Here is a 6,000-nt window from a genome sequence, read left to right on the forward strand (position 1 = left end):
CGCTTGCCGAACCCGGCCATGACAATTGTCCCGAAAAAAACAAGCAAATCCTCCCGGTATAAAAAGGAGGTTCTTCTGATGTAGATCAAGGTCTTCACTTCTATAGTGGAATTACCGAAGAGCAGATCACACGCCGCGGCCACCACGACACGGAGCTCAGCATGCGTTTAGATAAGTTTCTTCCTGCTGCCCTGGCCAGTTACCTGCAGAGCAAGCAAAGGGCGACGTTCTACCGCTATGCGCTGGTGGCGGCACTGATGGCGGTAGTTTGCATCATCGGACTGCTGGCACTGGGAGAGAGCCCGTAACGGCATGACACCGCACCGCAGCGCAGTACCCAAGCAGCAATGTCGTTTCATCCATCGCAGTACCTCAACCACCAGGAGTTTGTCATGAACCTCATCAAAAACTTTATCCGCGAAGAAGATGGCGTCACCGCAATTGAATATGGCCTGATCGCCGCCCTGATCGCCGTCGTGATCATCGCCGCCGTCACCATCGTCGGTACCCAGCTGAAAAAAACCTTCAGCACCATCGGCACCAAGCTGACCACCGCCAATGGCTGATGCGGTGCTGTCCGGGCCGGCACTGCGCCAGCCCGGACTACCGCTCTCCACCATCCCGGCACGCCCACCTTGACCAACGCATAGCGAGGCCCATCGTGAAATCCCTGTTCCGCCGTTTATCCGACGAGTCCGCCGTCACGGCGATCGAGTACGCGCTGCTGGCGGGCCTGATCGCCACGGTGCTGGTGATCACCATCACCCTGCTCGGCGACCAGGTCAGGCTGCTGTTTGTCTACGTCAAGGACCAGGTCGTCCTGGCCATGTCATGAACACCCTGAGCGCCTCGCTGCGCACCCACCGCCTGCTGCTGCTGATCGTGCTGCTGTATGCCGCCGCCGCCCTGCTGCTGGCCGGCAGCCTGCCCAGCGCCTCGGACATGCTCAACGTGCTGGCCGGCTTCCTCGTCGCCATCCTCACGGGTCCCGTCTTCATCCTGTGCGGCTACACCATCCACGTCATGGTGATGAAACGCCCGCACCGCCTGTGCCATTACCTGTACCACGACCTGCGCCGCTACCTGAGCAACGAGCGCCTGCTGCACGCGCTGCCGGCCATGCTGCTCATTCCCGTCTTCGCTTCCAGCTTCACCGTCTTCAAGGCCGCCATCCCGCGCCTGCACGCCTACACCTGGGATGCCAGCCTGTCCGCCTGGGACATCGCCCTGCATGGCGGCAAGGCCCCGTGGGAACGCCTGCAGCCGCTGCTGGGCCACCCGCTGGTGACGGCCCTGCTCAACTTTGCCTACCATTTCTGGTTCTTCCTGTTCTACGCCATCCTGTACTGGCTCATCCTCGATACCCGCCGCCCGCTGCTGCGCATGCAGTTCCTGCTCAGCTTTGCGCTGACCTGGATCGGGCTGGGCAGCATCATGGCCGTGCTGTTCGCTTCGGTCGGCCCCTGCTACTACGGCCACCTGCATGCCAGCGACCCGTATGCGCCGCTGATGGCCTACCTGCGCGACGCCAACGCACACATTCCCGTGTGGGCCCTGCAGGTGCAGGACATGCTGTGGCAAGGCTATCAAAGCAAGGGCGCGAATGGCGAACTGGGCATCTCCGCCATGCCCAGCATGCATGTCGCCACGGCCGTGCTGATGGCCATGATGGGCTGGCGCGTCAGCCGCGCCGCCGGCATCGCCCTGTCCGCCTTCGCCGTGCTGATCCTGCTCGGCTCCATCCACCTGGGCTGGCACTATGCGCTCGACGGCTATGTCGGCGCGGCCGGCGCGGCGCTGGTCTGGCACCTGGTGGGACGCGCCCTGGGCAGCCATGCCGCGGCACCGGCCATGCACATGGCCACCGTGCCGTGCATGAACAAGGAAGGACTGACATCATGAGCGCCCACCTGCCCATGCTGCTGTGCCTGGCCGTGCTGGCCGCCCTGCTGGGTGGCGCGCTGTGGCATGACCTGCGCACGCGCCGCATCCCCAACCAGCTGGTGCTGTGGGGCACGCTGACAGGCCTGGCGCTGAACAGCTTCATCCCCTCCGGTAGCGGCCTGTTCGATCCTTCCTTCGGCGGCCTGGGCCTGCTGCAGGCGCTGGCCGGCGCCGGCGCCGGACTGGCTTTGCTGCTGCCCATGTACCTGCTGCGCGCCCTGGGCGCCGGTGACGTCAAGCTGATGGCCATGTGCGGCGCTTTCCTGGGACCCGACGCCGTGCTCGAAGCGGCCCTGCTGACCTTCCTGTGCGGCGGCGTGCTGGCCCTGGCCGCCGCGCTGGTGGGACACCGCCTGCGCCAGGTGCTGAAAAACACCTATCACATGATGCTGGGCGCCCTGCTGCACAGCCTGGCCGGCGGCGCCGCCACGATCGCCGAACCGCCACCGGCCACCGGCAAGCTGGCGTATGCCTTTGCCATCGCCAGCGGCACATTGCTGCAGCTGTTCCTGCATTACCACCAACTGTGGAGCGTGCGCTGAAACGCGCCGCTCCGACCACCAGCCACCCCAGGACCTGACCATGAACACCATCGCCACCCTCTGCCAATCGCGGCTCGCCAGCCTCTTCACCAGCATGTCCATGGCCTGCCTGTGGGCCTTCTTTGCCAGTGCCCACGTGGTGGGCTACCTGCACAGCGGCGACTGGAGCTATTTGCTGTTCTGCGCCGCAGAATCCCTGGGCGCGCTGTTCTTCATCGTGCGCTCGGCCCCCGTCAGCGTCTCCACCGATGCGGGCGACTGGCTGCTGGCCATCGGCGCCACCTTCGCCCCGTTCCTGCTGGCCCCTGCCGACGTGGCCATCTGGCCCGGTGCGCGCTACCTGCTGGCCGTCGGCAGCCTGCTGCAGATCGCCGGCCTGCTGTCGCTGAACCGCAGCTTCGGCCTGGTGGCGGCGCAGCGCGACATCAAGACGGGCGGCGTCTACCGCGTGATACGCCATCCGCTGTATGCCAGCTACCTGATTTCCCTGAGCGGCTACCTGCTGTCGAATACCTCGATCGCCAACGCCATCATCTACGTCGCGACGATGAGCATGATGGTGATGCGCCTGCTGCGCGAAGAGCGCTTCCTGTCGACCGACGTGCGCTACCGCGTCTACATGCGGCAAGTGAAATACCGCTTGCTGCCTTTCATTTTCTGACATCCGCACCGCACCAGAACAGGAGCACAGATCATGCCTGATACCTATCCAGAACGCAGCGACGGCGGCGGCGTCGAACCGGCCGCCAGGCGCGCCCCGCGCAGCGTCGCCGAAACGGGACTGCCCTTCCTTTTCCTGGTCGAACTGCTGGTCAAGATCATGTTCCTGCGCGGCCAGATCACCCTGCCCGCCCTGTCGAGCCACGTGAAGCTGGGCGCCAACGTGCTCGAGCCGCTGCTGACCTTCATGCGCGCCGAAAAACTCTGCGAAGCGCGCCGCGACGGCAGCAGCGGCACCGACGCCGACCTGTCCTACCAGCTGGGCGACCAGGGCCGCCTGCGCGCCGCCGACTACCTGCGCCGCAATGCCTACAGCGGACCTGCCCCCGTCAACCTGGCCGACTACAGCAACCAGGTGCTGGCGCAAAGCGTGGCGCACATGCATGTCACGCGCGAACGGGTGATGCGTGAATTTCGCGACGTGGTGGCCAGCACGGCGGTACTCGACCAGCTGGGCGCGGCCATGAATTCCGGGCGTGCCCTGTTCTTCCATGGCCCGGCCGGCAGCGGCAAGAGCTACCTGGCCGAACGCCTGAACGGCCTGCTCAGCGGCGCCATCGCCCTGCCGCACGCCGTGATGGTCGATGGCGAGGTGCTGCCCTTCCTCGACCCCATGCTGCACACCCTGTCGGGCGACACGCCGCCGGCCGACCCGCGCTGGGTGCGCGCGCTGCGTCCCGCCGTCCTGACGGGTGGCGAACTGACGCTCGACATGCTGGACCTGCAGTTCGATCCGGGCGCCCGCCTGTATCAGGCGCCGCCCCACCTGAAGGCCAACAACGGCATCTTCATCATCGACGACCTGGGCCGCCAGCGCTGCTCGCCCGGCGAACTGATGAACCGCTGGATCGTGCCGATGGCGCGCCACATCGATTTCCTGTCGCTGCACACCGGCTACAAGTTCGCCGTGCCCTTCGACGTGATCGTGGTGTTTTCCTCGAACCTGGCGCCGCAGGAGCTGGCCGACGATTCCTTCCTGCGCCGCATCGGCTACAAGATCCATGTGGGCCCGCTGAGCGCCTACCACTACCTGGCCGTGTTCCGCAGCACCTGCGCGCAGCTGGGCATCAATTTCGATGAATCCGCCTACGCCTGTTTGCTGCACCTGCACGACCTCCACAAGCGGCCGCTGCTCGCCTGCTATCCGCGCGACATCCTGGCGCAGATCTGCGACAAGGCGCGCTATGACGATTTGCCCGCGCAGCTCACGCCCGAAGTGCTGCAGTGGGCCTGGAACAACTATTTCGGCAGCGACGACATCCTGGCAAGCACACACACCGGATCGGCAACGGTCCAGCACAAAGGGGAAGCAAAATGAGAAACGCACGCGCTCTGACGATGATGGCCATTGCGGTCATCCTGGCGTTCGCCGCGGTCATCGTGGCCGCGCGCTGGATCAATGCCCAAGCATCGGGCAACATCAACAAGGTGGCCGTGGCCCAGGTCGACATCAGCCTGGGCGCGCGCCTGACGCCCGACATGGTGCGCATGGTCGACTGGCCATCGAACGCGCTGCCGCCGGGCGCCATCAACGATCCGAAACTGCTGGAAACGCGCGTCACGCGCACCAGCATCCAGCACGGCGAACCGATCATGGAAGGCAAGCTGGCGCCACCGGGCACCCAGGGCGGCCTGTCGGCCGTCGTCGCCGAGGGCAAGCGCGCCATGACCGTGCGCGTCAACGATGTGGTGGGGGTGGCCGGCTTCGCCCTGCCGGGCAACTTTGTCGACATCCTCGTCAACACTCAGGGGGAAGGCGCGCACAAGACGCCGGACCGCGACCCGAATATTTCCAAGATCGTGCTCGAACGCATCCTCGTGCTGGCCATCGCCCAGGAATCGAGCCGCGACGATACCAAGCCCAAGGTCGTCAATGCCGTGACCCTGGAGCTGACGCCGGACCAGGCGGAAAAACTCGACCTGGCACGCAGCGTGGGCACCCTGTCGCTGGTGCTGCGCAACCAGATCGAGGACAAGCCCGTCAACACGGAAGGCGCCACCAAGAGCACCCTGCTCGATGAAAAAATCGCCATTGCCGCCCCCGCCGCCATGGTGCAGGCCAAGCCGATCCCGCGCCGCCGTCCCGCCGCGGCGCCTGCGCCACAAGCCGGTCCACGCATCGATGTCATCAAGGGGCTGGAACGCAGCTCCCAACAATTCTAACCTGCACCAGAGGAGCCATGCCATGAGCACAAATTGCACCGCAAGCGGAAGCCGGGTACTCAGCCTCGCGCTTGCCCTTGCCATGATCGGCGCCCTGGCGCCCCAGGCCCGCAGCGAACCCGTCGCCGCCACCGCCGTTGCCACCGCTGCCGCCGAGACGGGCGCCAGCAAGGCCGGCAGCCGCGTCACCAGCCGTCCCCGGAGCACGCCGGCGCAAGGCGAGATGCGTGCCGGCCGCACGGAGATGGCGCCGCAGATGCACCTGGCCGAAGGCAAGTCGACCCTGATGCGCCTGCCGTTTGCCGCCAGCCGCATGTCGGTCGGCGACCCGCGCATCGCCGATGTCATCCTGCTCAATCCGACCGAAGTGTATCTGCTGGGCCGTTCCGTCGGCACCACCAACCTGATCCTCTGGAACAAGGCCAACGATGCCACCATCGTCGACCTGGCCGTCGGCATCGACAGCAGCAGCCTGCAGGCGCGCCTGGCCGAACTGCTGCCGAATGAAAAAGACGTCAAGGTCACCGTGGCCGGCGACACCCTGATCGTCTCGGGCATGGTCAGCGACGCCGTCAAGGCCGACCAGGTGATGTCGCTGGCGAACGCCTATGTGCAGCGCGGCGCCCGCAGC

Annotated in this window: 9 protein-coding genes; all 9 read left to right on the forward strand. The window is 65.8% G+C overall.

The genetic code is table 11. The annotated features are described in order from the left end of the window. Positions 1-161 precede the first annotated feature (161 nt). A complete protein-coding gene (locus tag JaAD80_RS30795) occupies positions 162-308 on the forward strand; it encodes a hypothetical protein (RefSeq protein WP_180979493.1) in 147 nt (48 codons plus the stop codon). An 84-nt stretch (positions 309-392) separates the two neighbouring features. Next, the gene (locus JaAD80_RS19745) at positions 393-566 is read left to right on the forward strand and encodes a Flp family type IVb pilin (RefSeq protein WP_102296553.1); all 174 of its coding nucleotides are present in this window, start codon (positions 393-395) and stop codon (positions 564-566) included. Between the two features lie 95 nt (positions 567-661). Continuing rightward, entirely contained in the window at positions 662-835 is a 174-nt protein-coding gene (locus tag JaAD80_RS31590) for a Flp family type IVb pilin (RefSeq protein ID WP_258003096.1), read from the forward strand. Further along, positions 832-1,902, forward strand: coding sequence for a phosphatase PAP2 family protein (locus tag JaAD80_RS19755; RefSeq protein WP_102296545.1), 1,071 nt, complete (start codon positions 832-834; stop codon positions 1,900-1,902). Before JaAD80_RS31590 ends, JaAD80_RS19755 begins: the two co-directional genes overlap by 4 nt. Next, positions 1,899-2,486, forward strand: a complete 588-nt coding sequence (locus JaAD80_RS19760; RefSeq protein WP_219726855.1) for a prepilin peptidase — start codon at positions 1,899-1,901, stop codon at positions 2,484-2,486. Before JaAD80_RS19755 ends, JaAD80_RS19760 begins: the two co-directional genes overlap by 4 nt. Positions 2,487-2,526: 40 nt before the next feature. Then, on the forward strand, positions 2,527-3,147 hold the full coding sequence (locus JaAD80_RS19765) for an isoprenylcysteine carboxylmethyltransferase family protein (RefSeq protein WP_180979494.1): 621 nt from the start codon (positions 2,527-2,529) through the stop codon (positions 3,145-3,147). A gap of 33 nt (positions 3,148-3,180) precedes the next feature. Then, the gene (locus JaAD80_RS19770; protein ID WP_219726856.1) at positions 3,181-4,524 is read left to right on the forward strand and encodes an ATP-binding protein; all 1,344 of its coding nucleotides are present in this window, start codon (positions 3,181-3,183) and stop codon (positions 4,522-4,524) included. Next, positions 4,521-5,369, forward strand: a complete 849-nt coding sequence (cpaB, locus tag JaAD80_RS19775; RefSeq protein ID WP_102296548.1) for a Flp pilus assembly protein CpaB — start codon at positions 4,521-4,523, stop codon at positions 5,367-5,369. The genes JaAD80_RS19770 and cpaB overlap by 4 nt, the downstream gene beginning before the upstream one ends. A 22-nt stretch (positions 5,370-5,391) precedes the next feature. After that, positions 5,392-6,000: pilus assembly protein N-terminal domain-containing protein (locus JaAD80_RS19780; RefSeq protein ID WP_180979495.1), on the forward strand; the 609-nt coding region annotated here is incomplete at its 3' end.

Source organism: Janthinobacterium sp. AD80, from assembly GCF_002878455.1.
Taxonomy (GTDB): domain Bacteria; phylum Pseudomonadota; class Gammaproteobacteria; order Burkholderiales; family Burkholderiaceae_D; genus Janthinobacterium.